The 20,416-nt window shown below is 66.7% G+C and carries 20 protein-coding genes, 1 tRNA gene and 1 other RNA gene; 13 read left to right on the top strand and 9 right to left on the bottom strand.

Annotated elements, in window-relative coordinates:
• Nucleotides 1-29: 29 nt before the first annotated feature.
• Nucleotides 30-423: RNase P RNA component class A (rnpB, locus tag AC1DK9_RS15320), an RNA gene on the bottom strand.
• A gap of 110 nt (nt 424-533) precedes the next feature.
• Between rnpB and AC1DK9_RS15315 the strand changes: the two genes are divergently transcribed.
• From AC1DK9_RS15315 to AC1DK9_RS15305, 3 genes are read left to right on the top strand one after another with little or no spacing between them, the layout of a single operon-like run.
• Nucleotides 534-1,427 (top strand): slipin family protein, encoded by an 894-nt coding sequence (locus tag AC1DK9_RS15315; protein WP_476916456.1) that lies wholly within the window; start codon nt 534-536, stop codon nt 1,425-1,427.
• 4 nt (nt 1,428-1,431) lie between these two features.
• Complete coding sequence (locus tag AC1DK9_RS15310) at nt 1,432-1,629, top strand: hypothetical protein (RefSeq protein WP_476916455.1); 198 nt, start codon at nt 1,432-1,434, stop codon at nt 1,627-1,629.
• Nucleotides 1,630-1,682: 53 nt separating this feature from the next.
• On the top strand, nt 1,683-2,447 hold the full coding sequence (locus AC1DK9_RS15305; protein WP_476916454.1) for a YaaA family protein: 765 nt from the start codon (nt 1,683-1,685) through the stop codon (nt 2,445-2,447).
• Nucleotides 2,448-2,504: 57 nt separating this feature from the next.
• Here the strand turns inward: AC1DK9_RS15305 and AC1DK9_RS15300 are convergent, their stop codons facing one another.
• A complete protein-coding gene (locus AC1DK9_RS15300) occupies nt 2,505-3,242 on the bottom strand; it encodes a zinc ribbon domain-containing protein (protein WP_476862795.1) in 738 nt (245 codons plus the stop codon).
• A 178-nt stretch (nt 3,243-3,420) separates the two neighbouring features.
• A complete protein-coding gene (locus AC1DK9_RS15295) occupies nt 3,421-4,314 on the bottom strand; it encodes a Nif3-like dinuclear metal center hexameric protein (protein ID WP_476862794.1) in 894 nt (297 codons plus the stop codon).
• Between the two features lie 111 nt (nt 4,315-4,425).
• Between AC1DK9_RS15295 and msrA the strand changes: the two genes are divergently transcribed.
• The 3 genes from msrA to epsC all read left to right on the top strand — a co-directional run bounded on the left by msrA (nt 4,426) and on the right by epsC (nt 6,574).
• Entirely contained in the window at nt 4,426-4,950 is a 525-nt protein-coding gene (gene msrA / locus AC1DK9_RS15290) for a peptide-methionine (S)-S-oxide reductase MsrA (RefSeq protein ID WP_441417529.1), read from the top strand.
• Nucleotides 4,951-5,016: 66 nt separating this feature from the next.
• Entirely contained in the window at nt 5,017-5,952 is a 936-nt protein-coding gene (gene cysK / locus AC1DK9_RS15285; protein ID WP_476862792.1) for a cysteine synthase A, read from the top strand.
• 37 nt (nt 5,953-5,989) lie between these two features.
• On the top strand, nt 5,990-6,574 hold the full coding sequence (epsC, locus tag AC1DK9_RS15280; protein WP_476916453.1) for a serine O-acetyltransferase EpsC: 585 nt from the start codon (nt 5,990-5,992) through the stop codon (nt 6,572-6,574).
• A 72-nt stretch (nt 6,575-6,646) separates the two neighbouring features.
• On the opposite strand, the gene gndA is transcribed toward epsC, so the two are convergent.
• Entirely contained in the window at nt 6,647-8,083 is a 1,437-nt protein-coding gene (gene gndA, locus AC1DK9_RS15275) for an NADP-dependent phosphogluconate dehydrogenase (protein ID WP_476916452.1), read from the bottom strand.
• 227 nt (nt 8,084-8,310) lie between these two features.
• On the opposite strand from gndA, the gene AC1DK9_RS15270 reads away from it, so the two are divergent.
• Nucleotides 8,311-9,039 (top strand): FadR/GntR family transcriptional regulator, encoded by a 729-nt coding sequence (locus AC1DK9_RS15270; RefSeq protein WP_476916451.1) that lies wholly within the window; start codon nt 8,311-8,313, stop codon nt 9,037-9,039.
• 280 nt (nt 9,040-9,319) lie between these two features.
• Here AC1DK9_RS15270 and AC1DK9_RS15265 read toward each other — a convergent pair whose 3' ends face one another.
• The 5 genes from AC1DK9_RS15265 to AC1DK9_RS15245 all read right to left on the bottom strand — a co-directional run bounded on the left by AC1DK9_RS15265 (nt 9,320) and on the right by AC1DK9_RS15245 (nt 11,758).
• A complete protein-coding gene (locus AC1DK9_RS15265) occupies nt 9,320-9,610 on the bottom strand; it encodes a hypothetical protein (RefSeq protein WP_476862788.1) in 291 nt (96 codons plus the stop codon).
• A 118-nt stretch (nt 9,611-9,728) separates the two neighbouring features.
• Nucleotides 9,729-9,804, bottom strand: a tRNA-Val gene (locus tag AC1DK9_RS15260).
• A gap of 99 nt (nt 9,805-9,903) precedes the next feature.
• On the bottom strand, nt 9,904-10,797 hold the full coding sequence (locus AC1DK9_RS15255) for an NAD-dependent protein deacetylase (RefSeq protein ID WP_476916450.1): 894 nt from the start codon (nt 10,795-10,797) through the stop codon (nt 9,904-9,906).
• Between the two features lie 44 nt (nt 10,798-10,841).
• Nucleotides 10,842-11,342 (bottom strand): peroxiredoxin, encoded by a 501-nt coding sequence (locus AC1DK9_RS15250; protein ID WP_476916449.1) that lies wholly within the window; start codon nt 11,340-11,342, stop codon nt 10,842-10,844.
• A complete protein-coding gene (locus AC1DK9_RS15245) occupies nt 11,339-11,758 on the bottom strand; it encodes a DUF3052 domain-containing protein (protein ID WP_476862785.1) in 420 nt (139 codons plus the stop codon). Before AC1DK9_RS15245 ends, AC1DK9_RS15250 begins: the two co-directional genes overlap by 4 nt.
• A gap of 420 nt (nt 11,759-12,178) precedes the next feature.
• Here AC1DK9_RS15245 and aceE point away from each other — a divergent pair, with 420 nt between their 5' ends.
• From aceE to fabF, 6 genes are all read left to right on the top strand, one after another.
• Nucleotides 12,179-14,959: a pyruvate dehydrogenase (acetyl-transferring), homodimeric type gene (gene aceE, locus AC1DK9_RS15240; RefSeq protein WP_476862784.1), complete on the top strand. Its 2,781-nt coding sequence runs from the start codon at nt 12,179-12,181 to the stop codon at nt 14,957-14,959.
• 141 nt (nt 14,960-15,100) lie between these two features.
• Nucleotides 15,101-16,345, top strand: a complete 1,245-nt coding sequence (locus AC1DK9_RS15235; protein WP_476916448.1) for a PucR family transcriptional regulator — start codon at nt 15,101-15,103, stop codon at nt 16,343-16,345.
• Nucleotides 16,346-16,433: 88 nt separating this feature from the next.
• Nucleotides 16,434-17,363, top strand: a complete 930-nt coding sequence (locus AC1DK9_RS15230) for an ACP S-malonyltransferase (protein ID WP_476862782.1) — start codon at nt 16,434-16,436, stop codon at nt 17,361-17,363.
• Nucleotides 17,360-18,421 (top strand): beta-ketoacyl-ACP synthase III, encoded by a 1,062-nt coding sequence (locus AC1DK9_RS15225; protein WP_476916447.1) that lies wholly within the window; start codon nt 17,360-17,362, stop codon nt 18,419-18,421. Before AC1DK9_RS15230 ends, AC1DK9_RS15225 begins: the two co-directional genes overlap by 4 nt.
• Before the next feature lie 144 nt (nt 18,422-18,565).
• The gene (locus AC1DK9_RS15220) at nt 18,566-18,811 is read left to right on the top strand and encodes an acyl carrier protein (RefSeq protein ID WP_175320862.1); all 246 of its coding nucleotides are present in this window, start codon (nt 18,566-18,568) and stop codon (nt 18,809-18,811) included.
• Nucleotides 18,812-19,050: 239 nt separating this feature from the next.
• Entirely contained in the window at nt 19,051-20,286 is a 1,236-nt protein-coding gene (gene fabF, locus AC1DK9_RS15215; RefSeq protein ID WP_476916446.1) for a beta-ketoacyl-ACP synthase II, read from the top strand.
• Nucleotides 20,287-20,416 lie beyond the last annotated feature (130 nt).

Raw genomic sequence — 20,416 nt, 5'->3', positions numbered from 1 at the left:
ATGGCGTGTTCCTTAACGCGCGAAGTGAATGGATGGGTTGACCGATACGCCGGGTTCTGTGCTCCCGCGCTGTTACCGGCACGGGAGTAGCGGCCATCCATCTACGGACGCCGTTGCCGACGCCCTCCAGCAGCCTACCCGGACACTCGGGCGGGCAGCCCTCAAACGTGTCCTGTCTGGCCTTGCTCCGGGTGGGGTTTACCTAGCCTTCCCGGTCACCCGGGAAGCTGGTGGTCTCTTACACCGCCGTTTCACCCTTACCTGCTCCCCCGGCCGTGCAAACACGGCCCTGAGGCAGGCGGTCTATTCTCTGTGGCACTGGCCTGCGGGTTACCCCGAGTGGGCGTTACCCACCACCCTGCCCTGCGGAGCCCGGACGTTCCTCGAGCCACTTGCGTGACGCGCGGCCGCCTGGTCAACCCATCCGCTGTTCATTCTACGGTCTCCCCCGCCAGCTGCGGCACCGGATCCTTTTCGTCCCCCCGGTGGGAGAATGGAAGCAACCACTCCCGCCACGCAAGGAAGCGATTCGGATGGATTTCACCGCCGTCGTCATTTGGCTGATCATCGCCGCGCTCGTGCTCATGCTGGCCCGGGCCTCAATCCGGATCGTGCGCCAGTACGAACAGGGCGTGCTGTTCCGGCTGGGCCGGGTGATCGGAGTCCGGATGCCCGGCCTGCGCTTTATCATCCCGGTGATCGACCGGCTGCAGCTCGTCAGCCTGCGGATCGTGACCATGCCGATCCAGTCCCAGGGCATCATCACCCAGGACAACGTCAGCGTCGACATTTCCGCCGTTGCGTATTACCGGGTCATTGACGCCGTGAAATCCGTCGTGGCGATCGAAAACGTGGCCGCGGCGATCAACCAGATCGCCCAAACGACGCTCCGGAAGGTGGTCGGCCGGCACAGCCTTGATCAGACCCTGTCCGAAACGGAGCACATCAACAGCGATATCCGCGAAATCCTCGACGCGCTCACCTTGGAGTGGGGAGTCGAAGTCACGCTCGTCGAGCTGAAGGACATCCAGCTTCCCGAAAGCATGAAGCGCGCCATGGCCCGGCAGGCGGAGGCCGAGCGGGAGAAGCGGGCCAAGATCATCGCGGCCGAGGGTGAATCCATCGCAGCGGCGGCCCTCGGTGAGGCTTCAGACATTATGATGGCGCACCCGCTGGCCCTGCAGTTGCGAAACCTGCAGTCCCTCGTCGAGATCGCGGTGGATAAGAATTCCACGGTGGTCTTCCCGGCGCCGCTAATGAGTACCATCGGCGAGCTTTCCGCGTTCCTAGCACGGGAGACCAAGTCCGCCCAGGAGGCCGCGAGGGCCGAGACACCTGCCTCCGCACCTGTCGCGGCGTTGGCGCCCGGCCAAGTGGCAGCCTCCGTGCCGCCGCCTATCCCGGCGACGCCGTCCAAGGTAGCCTGAGCGCATGGAACTGCTACTCCTCGCCGTCAGCGCCGGGGTGCTGGTCGTCGCGACCGTCGTGCGTGACCTCCTGACCCGCCGGAAGCACGCGCGGCTGGGCAGCGACCCGGACTCTGAGCGGGCGCGGCGTGACGTCCAGCGGGCGAAGACTCTTGGCCAGTCGCATTTCGTCGGCCTGGACAACACCGGGCACCGGCGCTAGCCCCGCGTCAAAACCCGCGGCGTCGGCCGCACGTCCGCCGGTAGGATCGTACGGTGCTAATTCTGTTGCCGCCTTCCGAAGGCAAAACCCCCGCGACCGGCGGCGATGCCGTCGACGCGGCCTCGCTCAGCTTCCCCGACCTCAATGCTTACCGGGCAAAAGTGCTTGAGGCGCTCGGCACGGTCAGCGCCCACGAGGACGCGCTGGCGCTGCTGGGGGTCGGCGCCTCGCTGAAGGCCGACGTCGAACGCAACACGCGCCTGCACGCGGAACCGGCCGCACCGGCGCACCAGGTGTATTCCGGCGTGCTTTACGACGCCCTCGGCTACCGCTCGCTGACCCCGGCGCAGCGGAAGAAGGCGGACACTTCCGTGCTGGTGATTTCGGCGCTCTGGGGCGCCATTCGCTTCGCCGACCGGGTGCCGGCGTACCGGCTGTCGATGGGTACGGCGCTGCCCGACGTCGGGCGGCTGGCCTCGTTCTGGAAACCGCAGCTAACTGCCGCCCTCGCCGCCGTCTCGGAGGGCGAACTGCTGGTCGACTGCCGTTCGAGCACCTACGCCGCGGCCTGGGCTCCACCGCCCGAGCAGACCGTGGCGGTGAACGTCTTCAGCGAGGTCAACGGGGTCCGCAAGGTGGTCAGCCACTTCGCCAAGCACACCCGCGGGGAGCTTGCCCGGCACCTGCTGACGCGGCGCGGCAAGGCCCCCCAGACGCCCGCACAGCTGAGACAAGCCGCGGCCGAGAAGTGGTCCGCGGAGCTGGTGGGGGGCACGGCCCGCAAGCCGCACACCCTCAACCTCATCCTGCCCAACTAGCTCGCAGTAGTTGTCGTTTTCAGAGCCGAAAACGACAACTAATGCCAGTCACCTGGCCTAGGCCCACTCGGCCGAGCGGACCAGGATGCAGCCGGAGTCGGGGCAGAAGACGATGTCGTCCTCGGCGGCGGCCTTGATCTCGGCGAGGTCGCCGGGGCTCAGCTGCATGCCGGAGCCCTCGGAGGTGCCGTGGAAGAGCCGCGCCGCGCCGACGCCGCGCTTGGCGAGCGTCTTCTCGTAGACGGCGAGCATGCCCGCGTCCAATCCCTCGGCGAACTCGGCGCGCTGGCCGCGCACCACGGTCGTCTCGGCGGCCACCTCCGCCAGCTGCTCGTCCAGTTCCGCACGGATGGTGCCAAAGGATCCTTGGATATCGTCGACGATCTGCTGCTGCGTGGCCTGGCGCAGGCGCAGCGAGTCCAGCCGCTCCAGGACCTCGAGTTCGACGTCTTCGAGGTCGGAGCGGCGCTTGTTCAGGGAGGCGATGTCGCGCTGCAGGGCCACGAGGTCCTTGGACAGCCCGGTGCCGCTGTTGAGCCTGGCCTCGTCGCGTTCGATCCGGGAGGCGACCTGCTCGACGTCGGCCTCGGCGCGCTTGAGTTCCAGTTCGGCGTCGTGCACCGCCACCTTCGCGGCGCCGAGTTCACCGTTGGCCACGCTGAGGGCGGCCTCCAGGTCCGTGATCCGGGAGTCGCTTTCAAGGCTGCGGCGGCGGTTGGAGAGGGACTTGAGCTTGGCGTCCAGTCCCTGCAATTCGAGCAACTTCAACTGTTCCGCCGGTGCTGCCTTGGCCACTATTTCCTCCGCTTGTTCACTTACCGGCCGGAGCCGGGCACCGTACCGGCGCTCCCTAGACTCTATCGCCTAGCCTGCTCCCCGGCATCGCTACGCCCACCCCGGGGGCACCGCACCCTAGCGCCTGGCATGCTCCCCGGCCTCGCTACGCTCACCCGGGGCCCCTCGCACGCCAGGCTTAGCCGGGAGTCAGAATGAAGTCCCAGGGGTCGCTGTTGGTGGTGCTGACCCGGATCTCGATGTCGTGGCCCTGGTCCGCCAGCACATTCCGCAAGGCGTCGGCGGCCGCCGGCAGCCAGAGCCACTCGCTGGCAAAGTGCGAAACATCGATCAGGTAGGGCCGGTCATTGACGGCAGCCTCGCGGGCCTCCGACGCCGGATGGTGGCGCAGGTCCGCGGTCAGGTAGACGTCCGCGTGGTTCGCCCGGACCTGGTCGAACAGCGAGTCGCCGGCACCGCCGCACAAGGCGACCCGGCGCACCAGGCCGTCCCGGTCGCCGGAAACCCGGACGCCGCCGGCCACCGACGGCAGGATGCCGAACACCCGCGCGGCAAAGTCCCCCAGCGTCTCGACGTCGGCAAGGTCGCCCACCCGGCCGATCCCCTCCTCGGGAAGTCCGTTCGCGGCCGGCGTCAGCGGCACCACGTCCTGCAGGCCCAGCGCGTCGGCCAGCACGTCGGAGACGCCACCGACGGCGGAATCACCGTTGGTGTGGACCGTCAGCAGCGCGGTCCCGGTCTCGATCAGCCGGTGCACTGCCTTGCCCTTGGGGGTGTTGGCGGCGACGGACGTGACTCCCCTGAGCAGCAGCGGGTGGTGCGTGATCAGCAGTTCGGCGCCCCAGTCGACGGCTTCCTCGATGACTTCCAGGGTGGGGTCCACGGCGAAGAGGATCTTGGTCACCTCTGCGGCCGGGTGCCCGGCCACGAGGCCCACCTCATCCCATTCCTCCGCCAGGGATTCGGGCCAGAGCTCCTCGACGGCCAGCAGGATCGTGCCCAGCGTGGCGGCCCCGCCGGTGCTGATGGCGTCGGCGGGCTCAGCTGAAACGTCGGTGTTCTCAGGTTCCATAACCTCATTTTTACCCTATCCGCGGTCTCCGCCACCCCTGCCGGGAGTCCCGGATAGGGCCGGAATGCCGGGTTCGGGAATGATCCGGGCCGTTCGTCCATTGAACAGGACATGAGAACTTTCGTCCTCGGCGGTGGCTGCTTCTGGTGCCTCGACGCCGTCTACCAGAAGACCAAGGGTGTCAGCTCGGTTGTCTCGGGCTACACCGGAGGCCACGACCGCAACCCCGACTATTACTCGGTCTGCTCCGGAACCACCGGTCACGCGGAGGTGGTGGCGGTGACCTTCGACGAAGAGGTGATCCCGGCCGAGGTCATCCTCGACATGTTCTTCGCGCTGCACGATCCGACGACACTGAACCGGCAGGGATACGACGTCGGCACCCAGTACCGGTCCTCAATGTTCTACGAGACCACCGAAGAGAAGATCCTCTTCGAAGAAGCGATCGGCCGCAACCAGGAGCTCTGGTCCGACCCGATCGTCACCGAGGTCAGCCGACTGCCGGTCTTCCACGTGGCCGAAGATTTCCACCAGGACTACTACGCGAAGTACCCCGAGCAGGGCTACTGCCAGGTGATCATCAACCCCAAGCTGGCGAAGGCCAGGAAATATTACTCTGCATGGCTTAATGCTTAGCTAGGGCCTGAAAGCCCTCGTTAGGCTGACCTTAGAATTCCTCCTCACAGATAGGCATACCTACCCATGGCACGGATCTATGACGATGTTACCCAGCTGGTCGGCGGCACCCCGCTGGTCCGCCTCAACCGGCTGAGTGAAGGCCTGGACGCCACCGTTGCGGTCAAGCTGGAGTTCTACAACCCGGCCAACAGCGTCAAGGACCGAATCGGCGTGGCCATCATCGACGCCGCCGAGAAGTCCGGTGCGCTGAAGCCCGGCGGAACCATCGTCGAGGGCACCTCCGGCAACACGGGCATCGCCCTGGCCATGGTCGGCGCTGCCCGCGGTTACAAGGTCATCCTCACCATGCCGGAGACCATGTCCACGGAACGTCGCGTCATGCTCCGCGCCTACGGTGCCGAAATTGTGCTGACCCCGGGCTCCGAGGGCATGCGCGGAGCCGTCGAAAAGGCCCAGGAGATTGTCGCCAACACGGAGAACTCCATCTGGGCTCAGCAGTTCGCCAACGAGGCCAACCCCGAGGTGCACCGCCGGACCACGGCCGAGGAAGTCTGGGCCGACACCGACGGCAAGGTGGACATCTTCGTCGCCGGAGTCGGCACCGGCGGAACCGTCACCGGCGTCGGACAGGTGCTGAAGGAGCGCAAGCCCGACGTGCAGATCATCGCCGTCGAGCCCAAGGACTCCCCCATCCTCAACGGCGGCGCCCCGGGCCCGCACAAGATCCAGGGCCTCGGTGCGAACTTCGTGCCGGACATCCTGGACACCAACGTCTACGACGAGGTCATCGACGCCACCCTGGAGGACTCCGTCCGTGTAGCCCGCGATCTGGGCGTCAAGGAAGGCATTCTCGGCGGCATCTCCTCCGGCGCGATCGTCTGGGCAGCCCTCGAGCTCGCCAAGCGCCCGGAGAACGCCGGTAAGCTGATTGTTGCCGTCGTTTGCGACTTCGGGGAGCGCTACATTTCCACCGTGCTGTACGACGACATCCGCGGCTAATTCAGCCCCTGTCCCAAGATTTCGTAGAAAGGTCTTTGTGAGCTTCTTCGCAAGGCTGAAGGAAGACCTCGACGCCGCCCGGTCCCACGATCCGGCGGCGCGGGGTTCTTTCGAAAACTTCTTTGCCTACTCCGGCCTGCACGCGATCTGGGCGCACCGCCTGACGCACCGGCTTTGGCAGAACCCATCGCTGCGCTTCCCCGCGCGGCTGATCTCCCAGCTGGCCCGTTTCCTGACCGGCATCGAGATCCACCCCGGCGCCACGATCGGCCGCCGCTTCTTCATCGACCACGGCATGGGCGTCGTCATCGGCGAGACCGCCGAGATCGGCGAAGATGTCATGGTCTACCATGGTGTCACCCTCGGCGGCCGGTCGCTGGCCAAGATCAAGCGCCACCCCACCATCGAGGACCGCGTCGTGATCGGCGCGGGGGCCAAGGTCCTGGGGCCCATCACGATCGGCCGGGACAGCGCCATCGGCGCCAACGCCGTCGTGGTCAAGGACGCCCCGGCAGAATCGATCCTGACCGGCGTGCCGGCCACCTGGCGGCACCGCGACGCCCAGCGCGAGACCAAGCCCGCCGTCGACCCGGCGGAATACCTGATCGAGTACCGGATCTAGGCTCGCCCTTAACGCCAGCGGCCGGCGTCCCCCATTGGGGGACGCCGGCCGCTGTGGCTTAACCGGACTCGGCTAGTGCGTGTCCACTGCCGCGATCTCGGACTTGTCCTCGCCCCAGAGGGTGTGGAAGGTGCCCTCGGTGTCGATGCGGCCGTAGGTGTGCGCACCGAACAGATCGCGCTGGCCCTGGATCACGGCGGCCGGCAGGCGCTTGCGGCGCAGGCCGTCGTAGTAGGCCAGCGAGGAGGAGAACACCGGCACCGGGATGCCGAGCTGCACTGCGGTGGCCACCACGCGGCGCCAGGCCGGGAGGACCTCGGCGATCGCCTTGGTGAACGCCGGTGCGAAGAGCAGGTTGGCCGGCTTCTCCTCCGCGGCGTAGGCCTTGGTGATTTCCTTGAGCAGCTCGGCACGGATGATGCAGCCGCCACGCCACAGCGAGGCGATCTCGTCCAGCTTGAGGTCCCAGCCGTATTCGCCCGCGGCCGAGGTCAGCATGTCCAGGCCCTGCGCGTAGGAGACCAGCTTGGAGGCGTACAGCGCCTGCCGGACATCCTCGACGAAGGTCTCGGGGACCTCGACGGCGGCCTCGCCGCCGGCGAGCAGCTCCTGGGCCAGCTTGCGCTGTTCAGCCTGCGAGGACAGCGCGCGGGCGAAGACCGATTCGGCGATGCCGGAGACCGGGGAACCGAGCTCGAGGGCGGAGATGACGGTCCAGCGGCCGGTCCCCTTCTGCCCTGCTGCGTCCACGACGACGTCGACGAACGGCTTGCCGGTCTTGGCGTCGACGTGGCCGAGGACCTCGGCGGAGATCTCGATCAGGAAGGAGGCTAGCTCGCCCTTGTTCCACTCGGCGAAGATCTTGGACTGCTCGGCCGGTTCGATGCCCGCGCCGGAGCGCAGAAGGTCGAAAGCCTCGCCGATGACCTGCATGTCGGCGTATTCGATGCCGTTGTGCACCATCTTGACGAAGTGGCCGGCGCCGTCGGTGCCGATCCAGGCGCAGCAGGGCTGGCCGTCGACGTGGGCGGCGATCTTTTCCAGCAGCGGACCAAGCGCCTCATAGGACTCCTTGGAGCCGCCCGGCATGATCGAGGGGCCGTTGAGCGCACCTTCCTCGCCGCCGGAGACCCCGATGCCGACAAAGTGCAGGTCCTTCTTCGCGAGGGCGGCCTCGCGGCGGCGGGTGTCCTCATAGTGCGAGTTGCCGGCGTCGATGATGATGTCGCCGGCCTCCAGCAACGGCTCCAGCTGCTCGATTACGGAGTCCACCGGCTTTCCGGCCTTCACCATGATGAGTACGCGGCGCGGCTTCTCCAGCGAGTCAACGAGTTCCTGCAGCGTTTCCGTCCGGACGAAGTCGCCGTCCTGGCCGTGCTTTTCAAGGAGCGCGTCGGTTTTCTCCACGGATCGGTTGTGCAGGGCAACGGTGAAGCCGTTACGGGCCAGGTTCCGGGCCAGGTTGGCCCCCATCACCGCAAGGCCGGTGACACCGATGTGTGCTGACATCAAAACTCCAATTCATTCTGTGCATCGAGTGCAGTTCGTTCCACATATGCTGCGGAACACGCTTCTTGGGATCAGTGGCTGTCAATAAACCATATGTATTTCCGCGGACTGCACGAAAGCAGCGCCCACGTGGCGGAATACGGCGCGTCACAAACAGTCTATGATTTTCCGCGGCCACTGCGCCTGTAGCCGCAGGGATTGCGACGTCCGCCACTATGCTTACGACTATGTCGACCAGCCTGCATCACCGCGCCATTGAGCATCTGGGAGCCCGCATCGTCTCCGGTGAGCTTCCCTCCGGCCATGTCATGCTGGCCGAACACCTTGAGGATGAGCTGAAAGTCTCCCGCTCGGTAGTCCGTGAAGCGGTGCGGGTGCTGCAGTCGCTGGGGCTGGTCGAGACCATCAAACGCGTCGGGATCCGGGTGCTGCCCGCCAGCCGCTGGAACCCGTTCGATCCGCTTGTGATCCGCTGGCGCCTTGCCGGCGAGGGCCGCGGCGCCCAGCTGCGCTCCCTGGCTGAGTTGCGCACCGCCGTGGAGCCGATGGCGGCCGAACTCGCGGCCGGGAACGCCCCGGACGACCTCCGCAGCGAGCTGGTGGAGGTCTCTCACGCCATGCGGGAGGCGGGCGTGGCCGGCGACGTGCCGCGGTTCCTGGAACTGGACATCAAGTTCCACTCCCTGCTGCTGGGCGGCTCGGGCAATGAAATGTTCGCCAACATGGTGGGCCAGGTGGCCGAGACGCTGACCGGCCGCACCGTCCACGGCCTGATGCCTGACCATCCGCGGACCTCCGCGCTGCAGTGGCACGTGGATGTGGCGGAAGCTATTGCGGCCGGCAACGGCGCGGCCGCCCGCGAGGCCTCCAACAAGATCATGCGCGAGACCATCGCCGACATGGAACCCAGCTGGAAGGACCAGCCCCGCGTGTTCGTCCCGCTCCAGCCCCGCTAGGCAAGCCTCCAGCCAAGGTGAGGCTCCGAGCGGCAGCCAGCGCGGCCCGGGTTCATCCCGACGATGGCGAAATTCAACCGCTAGGCGTTTCACATTTGGACGCATTCACGGTATATTTCTAACAAGCCTTCCACCGCGGCATCCCCCAATAGTCGCGGTGGAAGGCTTTTCCATTGCCCGGAGGCTTTTGCATTGCCCGGAGGCTTTTGCATTGCCTACAGGTTTTCCAGTTCCGGCAGGGTCTTCAATTTCCGCAGGAACTCCCTCACGCGACAGCCGTTCAGGCGGCGTCCGCCACCGCATCCCGGAGCCGCCAGCCTCCGCCGAGCCCGTCCCGGACGATTTCCATCGTGGTCAGCGCCGATCCCCTGTTCCGGCCCAGCGTGGCCTGGATCTGCCACACCTCGACGTCGACCCGGCTTAGGCCCTTCGGCATCCGGCGCTCGGCTTCCCACCAGCTAACGCGCTCAAACCACCGCACCGGCTCCGCCCCGACCACCCATTCACGGCCACCGCGGACCACTGCCAGGGGCTCCCCCGCCGGGCCCGTCTTCACGATCACATGTTCCATGCCCGTGACAGTACGGGCGGGCGCCGACATTTTCGCGGCCACAGTAACCAGGGCCAAGATGGCAGTAAAAAACCCCGCCTTGGCCGGCCAACTGGCCTGCCGCGACGGGGTTTTTCCTTGGTGGGTCCTACCGGGATCGAACCGATGACATCCACGGTGTAAACGTGGCGCTCTACCAGCTGAGCTAAAGACCCAAGGTGTCGTTTCCGCACTTCAGTGCGTCAACCAACGAACAATGACTCTACCGGAAACGGCGCCAGAAACGCCAATCGGCAGCCGGCCCCGGGCTTGCCTTACAGACCAGGAAGTTCCGCGGCCAGCCAGGTCAGGGATTCGCTGACTCCTGCCTCCAGTTTGATGGTGGCAAGATCATCGCCGCGTGTCTGCCCCCGGTTGATGATCACCACGGGCTTGTCCTGCTTGGCGGCGTGCCGGACGAAGCGCAGGCCGCTCATCACGGTCAGGGAGGATCCGGCCACCAGCAGGGCGGCTGCGTCATCCACCATGGCGTAAGCGCGCTCCACCCGGTCCTTGGGAACATTCTCGCCAAAATAGACGAAGTCGGGCTTCAGGGTTCCCCCGCAGGCCGGGCAGTTCGCGACCGTGAATCCGGCGATCAGCTCCGAATCCTCCACCGTGGCGTCGGCGTCGGGCGCCATTTCCACTACACCGGCGGCGAGAGCATCGCTAAGGAAGTCCGGGTTGAGTTCCTCCAGGACACCGGCCAGCAGTGAGCGGCTGTAGCGGCGCTGGCAGGCAAGGCACACCACCTGGTCGAAGCGGCCGTGCAGGTCCACCACGTTGACGCTGCCGGCGTCCTCGTGCAGCCGGTCCACGTTCTGCGTGATCAGGCCGGTGAGGAGCCCGCGGTGTTCCAGGCGGGCTGCGGCGGTGTGGCCGTCGTTGGGATCGGCGCGGCGCAGATGCGACCATCCGATGTGGTTCCGCGCCCAATACCGGCGGCGGTTTTCGGGTTCGCCGATGAATTCCTGGTACGTCATCGGTGCCCGCGGAGCAGCACCCGGGCCCCGGTAGTCCGGGATGCCCGAATCGGTGCTCAGACCGGCGCCGGTGAGCAAAGCGAAGCGCTCCCCCGCGAGGAGGCCGTGGATTTCGCGCAGGACCTCGAGTTCGCTGCGCGCCGGTTCGGCGGTCACCGCCGGCGGCAGGCTGGCGAAGCCGGTCATGCCGACACCTGGCCGCCGTTGCCTCACCGCGCCCGTCCCCGCCGTCAGTTCCCGGCGAGCCCGGCCAGGGCGGCGCGGTAGCCGGCGAAGTCCCGGGCCTGCCCACGAGGGTTCACCACGACGTAGCGGACAATTCCGTCCGCGTCGATGATGAAGGTGCCGCGCTTGGCCATGCCGCTGTCCGGGTCGAAGACACCGTATTGCTCGGCAACGGCCCCGTGCGGCCAGAAGTCAGCAAGCAGGTCGAAGGTGTAGCCTTCCTTTTCCGCGTAGGCGCGCTGCGCGAACTTGCTGTCCACCGACACACCCAGCACGGCGGCGTCGGCGTCTTCAAAGAGCGCAAGGTTGTCCCGGATTTCGCAAAGTTCGCCCGTACAAATGCCCGAGAACGCAAAGGGGAAGAACACGAGGACCACATTGCGTCCGCGCAGCCCCGAGAGGCGGACGGGTTCACCGAACTGGTTCAGAAGTTCGAAGTCGGGAGCCGGCTGCCCTACGGCCGGCACGGCAGTAGCGAGAGCCGCAGCTGCGCCGGATTGGGTCACTTGTTCTTCCGGGTGACCAGGCGGGTGGCGCTCCAGTCCTTGGAAACGCCCGCGGACGTAGTGTAGTGCAGGCCCGCGGTGGGGGCGGCATCCTGGATATCCGCCGGTGAAACGTAGCCCACGCGCCCGTTCTTCGGGGTGAGCACCCAGACCACGCCGCCCTCGGTCAGGGTGGTGCGCGAGCCGACGAGGGTGTCAACGAGGTCTCCGTCGTCGGACCGCCACCAGAGAATCACGGCGTCGACGACCTCGTGGTCGTCCTCATCGAAGAGCTCCGAGCCGGTGAGATCCTCGATGTCGTCGCGCAAGTCGAAGTCGACGTCGTCGTCATAACCGAATTCTTGAATCAGATCTCCATTTTTGAAACCCAATTTTTCCGCCACATTTACCGAAGTGGCGGCGTCGGCCTCGCTCACGTGTTGCTCCTATGCTGTTTGTACGTCTTGGTGTACTGCTTGGTGGACCCAATGGTGCTAGTGATTTCCATTACTACAAGCCAACACCCTTTGCGCCTTTGCTTCAAGCTGCTGACGCCGCGATCCGCCATATTCTGCGTCACACCGGCCGTTCCGGGGGCCCCGGAGGGGGCACGCGTCACACAACCAGTATGCCCGTGAAATACGGTGGCGGCCCCATGCGGTGGCTACGCATCCGCGGACGCACACGGCTAGAGTGGCTGATGACGACTATGCCTGCGCGGCCAACCGACCGCTGACACAGGCAGGCATGGTTGTGATTGGACCTAGCCCGGCATACAGGACCGGGCTGCTGTTACCGATATGTCGCACACGTCGCGTTCACGCCAGGCAGTCACCCTGCCGGAGCTGAGGGTGCCGATGAATGCGCTCAAAGAGAGGTTGGACGTGGCTGCAGGAGAAGATACCTCCCATATCCTCAGCGGGTTGACTAACCAGCTGCCTGATCGTGATCCGGAAGAGACCGCCGAATGGCTGGAGTCCCTGGACACCCTGATTCAGGAACAGGGCACCGAACGTGCCCAATACATCATGCGTAGCCTGCTCCAGCGGGCCGGCGCGCAGAGCGTGGGCGTGCCGATGGTGACCACCACGGACTACGTCAACACCATCCCGGTGGACCAGGAAGCACCGTTCCCCGGTGACGAAGAGATCGAACGCAAGTACCGCGCCTGGCTGCGCTGGAACGCGGCCGTCATGGTGCACCGCTCCCAGCGCCCGGACATCGGCGTGGGCGGACACATCTCCACCTACGCCGGCGCCGCGACCCTCTACGAAGTCGGCTTCAACCACTTCTTCCGCGGCAAGGACCACCCCGGCGGCGGCGACCAGGTCTTCTTCCAGGGCCACGCCTCCCCCGGCATGTACGCCCGCGCCTTCATGGAAGGCCGGCTGACCGAGGAGGACCTGGACGGCTTCCGCCAGGAGAAGTCCAAGGAAGGCCACGCACTCTCCAGCTACCCGCACCCGCGCCTCATGCCGGAGTTCTGGGAGTTCCCCACGGTGTCGATGGGCATCGGCCCGATGAACGCCATTTACCAGGCGCAGTCGAACCGCTACCTGCACAACCGCGGCATCAAGGACACCTCGGACCAGCAGGTCTGGGCATTCCTGGGCGACGGCGAAATGGACGAGCCGGAATCGCGCGGCCTGCTGCAGCTCGCCGCGAACGACAAGCTGGACAACCTGAACTTCGTCATCAACTGCAACCTGCAGCGTCTCGACGGCCCGGTCCGCGGCAACGGCAAGATCATGCAGGAGCTCGAAGCATTCTTCCGCGGCGCCGGCTGGAACGTCATCAAGGTCGTCTGGGGCCGCGAGTGGGACAACCTGCTCGCCAAGGACGAAGACGGCTCGCTCGTGAAGATCATGAATGAGACGGTCGACGGCGACTACCAGACCTACAAGGCCGAATCCGGCGGGTTCGTCCGCGAGCACTTCTTCGGCAAGACCCCGCAGACCAAGGACATGGTCGCGGACATGACGGACCAGGAGATCTGGAACCTCAAGCGCGGCGGCCACGACTACAACAAGGTCTACGCCGCGTACAAGGCCGCCACCGAGTTCAAGGGCAAGCCGACGGTCATCCTGGCCCACACGGTCAAGGGTTACGGCCTGGGCACCCACTTCGAGGGCCGCAACGCGACCCACCAGATGAAGAAGCTGACGCTGGCGGACCTGAAAGCCTTCCGCGACCACCTGCGCATCCCGGTCACGGACGAGCAGCTCGAGGCCGACCCGTACCAGCCGCCGTACTACCACCCTGGCGCCGACGCCCCGGAGATCCAGTACCTGATGGAGCGCCGCCGTGCCCTCGGCGGGTTCGTCCCCGAGCGCCGTTCCAAGCACACCGACGTCACCCTGCCGGGCGACAAGGCTTACGAGGTCGCCAACCGTGGTTCCGGCAAGCAGCAGGCCGCCACCACGATGGCCTTCGTCCGCCTGCTCAAGGACCTGATGCGGGACAAGGACTTCGGCACCCGGATTGTGCCGATCATCCCGGATGAGGCCCGCACCTTCGGCATGGATGCGTTCTTCCCGACGGCGAAAATCTACAACCCGAACGGCCAGAACTACCTGTCCGTGGACCGCGACTTGGTCCTGGCCTACAAGGAATCCATTGCCGGCCAGATCGTGCACGCCGGCATCAATGAGGCCGGTTCGGTCGCAGCCTTCACCGCGGCGGGCACCTCCTACGCCACGCACGGCGAACCGCTGATCCCGATCTACGTGTTCTACTCGATGTTCGGTTTCCAGCGCACCGGCGACTCCTTCTGGGCCGCCGCGGACCAGATGACCCGAGGGTTCATCATCGGTGCCACCGCGGGCCGGACCACGCTGACCGGCGAGGGCCTGCAGCACGCTGACGGCCACTCCCCGATCCTCGCCTCGACCAACCCGGCCGTCGTCACCTACGACCCGGCCTACGGTTACGAAATCGGCGTCATCATGCGCGACGGCCTGAACCGGATGTACGGTCCCGGCCCCGCGGACAACGACCCGTCCCGGAACCTGATGTACTACATCACGGTCTACAATGAGCCGATCGTCCAGCCCCCGGCACCGGCCGAGCTCGACGTCGAAGGCATCATCAAGGGCATCTACCTGCTGGCGCCGGCCAAGATCGACGGCCCCCGCACGCAGATCCTGGCCTCCGGCGTCTCCGTCCCCTGGGCCCTCGAAGCCCAGCGTGTCCTCGCCGAGGACTGGGGCGTTTCGGCCGATGTCTGGTCCGTGACCTCGTGGACAGAGCTTCGCCGTGACGCCATGGCTGCCGAGGAAGAGGCCTTCCTCAACCCCGGCCAGCCTGCCCGCGTCCCGTTCGTCACCGAACAGCTCGCTGGCGCCACCGGACCGATCGTGGCCGTCTCGGACTACATGAAGGCCGTTCCGGACCAGATCCGGCAGTTCATCCCGAACGAGTTCGCCTCGCTCGGCGCTGACGGCTTCGGTTTCTCGGACACCCGCGCCGCCGCGCGCCGCTTCTTCAAGAACGACATCCACTCGATCGTGGTCCGTTCGCTGCAGATGCTGGCCCGCCGCGGCGAGGTCGACGCTCAGGCCCCGGCCCAGGCAATCGAGAAGTACCGCCTGCTCAACGTCAACGCCGGCACCACCGGCAACGCGGGCGGCGACTCCTAGCCGCGTGCCAGCGCAGAAAACAGTACGACGGCGGTCCCGGCTGGGGCCGCCGTCGTGCGTTTAACGCTGTGATGCAGCCCAAAGCGACTTGTAGCCTTTGCACAAATGGAGCTTGAACGGCGGGCACCGTATGCTCGATGCATGGCAGAGCCCACCACCACTCCCGCAAAACGCAAACCGTCCGTGCGGGCGCTCACCCCGGAGAAGGCCGAGACGCTGAAAAGGCTCCGCGCCAGCGTGGGCCAGCTGTCCACCGCAACCCTGCGCCAGCTGGAAAAATCCCTGCCCTGGTACAGCCGGCTGAACTCCGATGAGCGCTCCGCCCTGGGCATGGTCGCGCAGAACGGCATCGCCGCCTTCGTGACCTGGTTCGAACGGCCCAGCTCGCCGTCCTGGATCCTCTCCGACGTTTTCGGCACCGCCCCCACCGAACTCACGCGCTCGATCAGCCTGCAAAAGGCGCTGCAGCTGATCCGGATTGTCGTGGAGGTTGTCGAGGACCAGGTGCCGATCATCGCGCCCGAAGCCGACCAGGCCGGCTTGCGCGAAGCCGTGCTCCGCTACTCCCGCGAGGTCGCGTTTGCCGCCGCGGATGTCTATGCCCGGGCCGCCGAGACCCGCGGCTCCTGGGACACCCGGCTGGAGGCGCTGATTGTCGACGCGATCCTGCGCGGCGAAAACACCGATGCGCTGCGCTCCCGGATCGCCGCCCTGGGCTGGAAAGCCCAGGAACGGTTCACCGTGATGGTGGGGAATTCCCCCTCGGAACCCAGCGCCAGCTATGTCAGCGAACTCCGCCGCACGGCCGGGCGCTTCGCCGAAGACGCCCTCGTCGGCATCCAGGGCGACCGGCTCATCCTGATCCTGGGCGGCGTGCAGGACCGCGAGACGGCCTGCCAGAAACTCAGCGAGCTTTTCGCGCCCGGTCCGGTGGTCTACGGCGCCGAGGCCGGTTCGTTGCTGGAAGCCAGCAGCTCGGCCCAGTCCGCCTTCGCCGGTCTCACTGCGGCCAGGGCGTGGCCCTCCGCGCCGCGTCCCGTGGCGGCCGATGACCTCCTGCCCGAGCGCGTGATCTCCGGCGACGACGCGGCCAGGCGCTCCCTGGTCAAGAACATCTACCGGCCCCTGGTGGCGGCATCCAACGGCCTCGTGGAGACCCTCGGCACCTACCTCGAACTCGGCCATTCGCTCGAAGCGACGGCCCGCGAGCTCTTCGTCCACGCCAACACCGTCCGCTACCGGCTCAAGCGTGTCTGCGACGTCACGGGCTGGGATCCGCTGATCCCCCGGGAGGCCTTCGTGCTCCAGGCGGCGCTCGTGGTGGGCCGGCTTTCGGCCCCGCCCAGGCCCTCCACGGAACGCCAGCCCTCGCGTAACAACACCTGACCCGTTGTAGACTTCCTACAACCTGACCCAGTGAGCTTGGTGCATGAAAGTACCGATGAATCACGCGGCAATTTGGAAAGCTGGATACGTGCTTGCAATCGTTTGCCCTGGACAGGGCTCCCAGACCCCTGGTTTTCTGGCCCCCTGGCTGGAACTGCCTCCCGTCGCAGGCCATTTGGCCTCCCTTAGCGAAATAGCAGGTATCGACCTCACCGCCCACGGCACCACGTCCGATGAGGAGACCATCAAGGACACCGCTGTCGCGCAGCCCCTGATCGTCGCCGCCGGGCTGGTGGCCGCCAAGTCCCTCTTCGACGTCGAACTGGGTACCCTCCCGGTAATCCTCGCCGGACACTCCGTCGGTGAAATCACCGCCTCCGCCCTGGCCGGCGTGCTGACCGAGACCGAAGCCATGACCTTCGTCCGTGAACGCGCCAACGGCATGGCCAAGGCCGCCGCGGCCACCCCCACCGGCATGAGCGCCGTCGTGGGCGGAGACCCCGCCGAAGTCCTGGCCGCGATCGAGGCCTGTGGCCTCACCCCGGCCAACGTCAACGGAGCCGGCCAGACCGTCGCCGCCGGCACCCTGGAACAGCTCAAGGCCCTCGCCGACAACCCGCCGGCCAAGGCCCGCGTGATCCCGCTGAAGGTCGCCGGCGCGTTCCACACCTCGCACATGGCCCCGGCGGTCGCCGCGCTGCAGGCCCTCCGGCCGTCCCTGCACCCGCGCAACCCGCAGGTTCCGCTGCTCTCCAACTTCGACGGCGCCGAGGTCACCGAAGGCGGCGCCGCGGTCGACAGCCTGATCGCACAGGTCTCCCGCCCGGTCCGCTGGGATCTCTGCATGGAGACGCTCGTGAAGCGCGGCGTTACCGGAGTGATCGAACTCGCCCCTGCCGGGACGCTGGCCGGCCTGGCCAAGCGCGGCATGCCGGGCGTGAAGACCGTCACCGTCAAGACCCCGGACGACCTGTCCGCCGCCTTGGCCCTATTCGCAGAACTGGAGGGAGGGGAATGAGCGCTCCTACTCTGAAGCAGGCTCCCCTGCAGGAGAACACCCGTGTGATGGGCGTCGGCGCCTACCGCCCCAGCGTCATCGTCACCAACGAGGATGTCTGCCAGTGGATCGATTCCTCGGACGAGTGGATCCGGCAGCGCACCGGCATCATCACCCGCCACCGGGCTCCCGCTGACGTCAGCGTGATCGACATGGCCGAGGGCGCTGCCCGCGAAGCCCTGCAGAAGGCCGGCGTTGAGGCCTCCGAACTCGGCGCCGTGATCGTCTCCACCGTGACCCACCCGTATGCGACGCCCTCGGCTGCGGCGAGCCTGGCAGACCGCCTCGGCGCCACCCCGGCACCGGCGTTCGACATCTCCGCCGCCTGTGCCGGCTACTGCTACGGCATCGCCCAGGCCGACGCGCTGGTCCGCTCCGGCGCGGCCAAGTACGTGCTGGTGGTGGGTGCGGAGAAGCTCTCCGACGTCATCGACAACACCGAGCGCACCATTTCCTTCCTGCTCGGCGACGGCGCCGGCGCCGTCGTCATTGGCCCCTCCGACGCCCCCGGCATCGGCCCCTCGGTGTGGGGTTCGGACGGCAGCAAATGGGACGCCATCGGCATGACCCACTCGATGCTGGACATCCGCGACTTCGCCGCCGCCGGCAAGCGTGAGACCGCCCTCAGCGAGGGCGAAGCCACGGTGACCGAAGCTGCCCTGTGGCCCACGCTCCGGCAGGACGGCCAGACGGTCTTCCGCTGGGCCGTCTGGGAAATGGCCAAGGTGGCCCAGCAGGCCCTTGACGCCGCCGGTGTCCGCGCCGAAGACCTCGCCGCGTTCATCCCGCACCAGGCCAATATGCGGATCATCGATGAGATGGCCAAGAAGCTCAAGCTTCCGGAGACCGTCAAGGTCGCCCGGGATATCGCCGAAGCAGGCAACACCTCGGCAGCCTCCATCCCCCTCGCCACCCACCGTTTGCTGCAGGAAAACCCTGAACTGAGCGGCGGACTGGCCCTGCAGATCGGGTTCGGAGCCGGACTCGTCTTCGGCGCCCAAGTGATTGTGCTTCCGTAGGCGGTCACCGCACTTCCCAAGCTGAAGCGTTCTTCGACAGCGCGGATTCCCAAGCAAGCCGAACCCTCGGTTTGAATCATTTCGCCAGCGGCTCCCGGTACAACCACCGGAAGCCGACGGCAACAACAAGAAAAGGAGCCATCAATGGCTAGCAACGAAGAGATCCTGGCCGGCCTGGCTGAAATCGTCAACGAAGAGACCGGCCTGGCCCCCGAGGCTGTCGAGCTGGACAAGTCCTTCACCGAGGACCTGGACATCGACTCCATCTCCATGATGACCATCGTGGTCAACGCCGAGGAAAAGTTCGGCGTGCGCATCCCGGACGAAGAGGTCAAGAACCTCAAGACCGTCGGCGACGCCGTCAGCTTCATCGCCAACGCCCAGGCCTAATTCCGCCTGAGCCACGGCTTCGGCCGGCAGACCGGGTCTGTGACCCGGTTCGGCCCTTCGGCCGGTTTTGCGGCCCGGTCCGGGACGTCCGATAACGTCCCGGACCGGGAACACCGCAGCCGACCCCGGATCTTGTTTATCCCCGTTTCTTGCATGACCACCGAGTTTTCCCTACGCAGGCCCCGGCCGTCTTTCAACAGGCTCCGGATAAGGCAGGCGCACCGACAGAGAGTGATCCCATGGCACGCAAAGTAGTCATTACCGGTCTGGGTGCCACCACACCCATCGGCGGCGATGTCCCCACGATGTGGAAGAACGCGCTGAAGGGCGTCTCCGGCGCGCACACGCTTGAGGACGACTGGGTGGCCAAATACGAACTGCCCGTGCACTTCGCCGCCCGCGCCTCCACGCCCGCCTCCGAGGTTCTGAGCCGGGTCGAAGCCAAGCGCATGGACCCGTCAACGCAGTTCGCCGTTGTCGCCTCCCGCGAGGCCTGGGCCGACGCCGGCATCGCCGACATCGACCACGACCGCCTTGCCGTAGCCTTTGCTACCGGCATCGGCGGCGTCTGGACCCTCCTGGACGCTTGGGATACCCTGCGCGAAAAGGGCCCCCGCCGCGTCCTGCCCATGACCGTGCCGATGCTGATGCCTAACGGCCCCGCCGCGGCGGTCAGCCTGGACCTCGGCGCCCGCGCCGGCGCCCACACCCCCGTTTCGGCCTGCGCGTCCGGCACCGAAGCCGTTCACATGGGACTGGACCTGATCCGCTCCGGCAAGGCCGACGTCGTCGTCTGCGGCGGCGCCGAAGCCGCCATCCACCCGATGCCGATCGCCGCGTTCGCCTCGATGCAGGCGCTTTCCCGCCGCAACGACGATCCCGAGCACGCCTCCCGCCCCTACGACCGCGACCGCGACGGCTTCGTGATGGGTGAAGGCGCCGGAGCACTGGTCCTCGAGGCCGAGGAGCACGCCCTGGCCCGCGGTGCCCGGATCTACGCCGAACTCGCCGGCACCTCGGTGACCGCCGACGCGTACCACATCACCGCGCCGGATCCGGAAGGCCTCGGCGCCACCCGCGCCCTGAAGGCGGCAATGTTCGACGGCCGGATCCAGGCCGAGGACGTGGTCCACGTCAACGCGCACGCCACCTCCACCCCGGTGGGCGACAAGCCCGAGTACACCGCCCTCAGGGCAGCCCTCGGCACCCACGTGGACAACGTGGCGGTCTCCGCCACCAAGTCGCAGATGGGGCACCTGCTGGGCGCCTCCGGTGCCGTGGAGGCCGTGCTGACCGTCATGGCCGTGTACGACCGCAAGGCACCCGTGACGATCAACCTCGAAAACCAGGATCCGGAGATCCCGCTCGACGTCGTCACCTCCGAGCGTGCGCTGCCTAGCGGCAACATTGTGGCCCTGAGCAACTCCTTCGGCTTCGGCGGCCACAACGCCGTCATCGCCGTCCGCAGCGTCTAGGCCGTCCCGGTCCGGGCTCATGTCCGGGCCCGGATCCTGGCCCCCGCGCAGCACGCCGAAATGACAGATGGCGGCAGTGTTCCTCGTGAACACTGCCGCCATCTGTCATTTGGCGTTGCTATGGAGTTTG

Source organism: Arthrobacter sp. 01T414, assembly GCF_056398965.1.
The sequence above is the reverse complement of the archived record's forward strand: the minus strand, read 5'-3'. Positions and strand labels throughout refer to the sequence as shown.